Here is a 1,533-nt window from a genome sequence, read left to right as displayed (position 1 = left end):
CGCACGAGACTTCCTGTTAGGACAGGGCTTCGCGCGCGCGCATGCCGATACGGTGGCGCACGCCATTGCCGTGCACCTTAATTATCACGTTCCGGCTGAGGAACATGGTGCAGAGGCATTCTTGGTTACGCGCGGCGCTATCTGTGATGTCTTCGGCACAGGTGTGTCACGAATGTCTCAACAATCAGTAAAAGATGTGCTTACCAAGTACTCCCGAGACGAACTCTACAGCGTGTTCAGCGCGACTGCATTTGAACACCTCGTCGGCACGCGATTTGAAGTTTCGTTTAAGGCCGTGACAAGTGGGCTGGTGGAAACAGTTCCGCACGCACTTGATTTACCTCCTTTCGTTTAATCTGCTTACAGAATGTCCAGACTGCGACTTACTTAGCTAGTAGTTCGCAGCCTGGCTTCTGCCCTTCCGAAACATCTTATAAGCCAACTGACGTTGTGGCGATCTGAATCAGTGTTAAAAATACAAACGAGTTGGACGCTTACAAGGGAAAGTTCTGTGGATACTTGTCGAGCATGCGATAAAGCGGAGCGCAGCGAGATCGTCAGCAGTAGGCTAAGGGAGAATACTGTAGCGAGTCGCCTACCAGACCTTCACGTGCGTGGTTAGCACAGGCGAGATGTCAGGGACCCAAGCGCCGGGGTTTTCATCAATCGCCTAAAACAGCTTAACAATTAAGTAAATAGTTCGACGTTGCCGTTCCACTCCGAGCGAGAGTCGGCAACGGCCGCACCGCCATTTATTCGGCGGTCGAGGGCTGTTCAATGAGAGACGTGCAGCCACCTGGTGGCTGAAGACCACATCCAACTGCACGTAAATACGGCGACCAACAATGTCAGTCGCCGCTCTGAAATCAGGCCTTGGCCTGGTCAGGAATGTCGCTCACTACCTCAGTCAGTTCCAGCGTATCGATATTGTAGAAGAAGCCGTAGATCTTCACGTGCGCTGGCACCCCTGGGTTTGCTCGAACAACTCCGACATCGTATTTGAGCGAGGTCTCGAAATCCGAAATGCAGATGCTGTCATGGTCAAACGCCGAGGAAATATCGCTGCCGTGCTCATGTTTGAACGCGTCAATGATGCCTTCGTTGGTGAAAGACGTAGCACCACAGAATGAGTGGTGCACAACCACTACCCTTTCGATGCCGAAGAGATGGACCATCGTGGCGATCGACTGCACACCTGCGACAGCACGACCACCAGCGACAGACACTGGGAATAAGGTCGTCGTATGTCCTACCCGATTTCCAGCTTCATCAAGAACGTTCTCGCCTGGGTAGACCTCACCAAAATGCTTGGCAACAACGGCCGGTATTTCCGAAGCACGTGGATCGAAGCAGTGGATGACGATGGTGTTGAGACTCACCGCCTTGGCGAAGAGCGGACGGAACTCCGCTTCGTTGTACCAAGGCTGTGCTTTGAAAGAGAAATCATTGAAGTTGGGCATTTTGTGTCTCCAGCGCTCTTGAATATTTTGTGACTGGGCCGAGCCAGTCAGATAAAAGTACACAGATCTGTCT

Annotated in this window: 1 protein-coding gene and 1 pseudogene; one reads left to right on the top strand and one right to left on the bottom strand. The window is 52.3% G+C overall.

Annotated elements, in window-relative coordinates; translation table 11 throughout:
• Positions 1 to 355 (top strand): annotated as a pseudogene (locus tag AC1DRJ_RS27270) (HD domain-containing protein); the annotation flags it as partial.
• Positions 356 to 866: 511 nt separating this feature from the next.
• Here AC1DRJ_RS27270 and AC1DRJ_RS27265 read toward each other — a convergent pair.
• Positions 867 to 1,533: carbonic anhydrase (locus AC1DRJ_RS27265; RefSeq protein ID WP_477804881.1), on the bottom strand; the 667-nt coding region annotated here is incomplete at its 5' end.

Source organism: Pseudomonas sp. P5_B2 (assembly GCF_056400445.1).
This window is presented reverse-complemented; position numbering and strand designations above follow the sequence as displayed.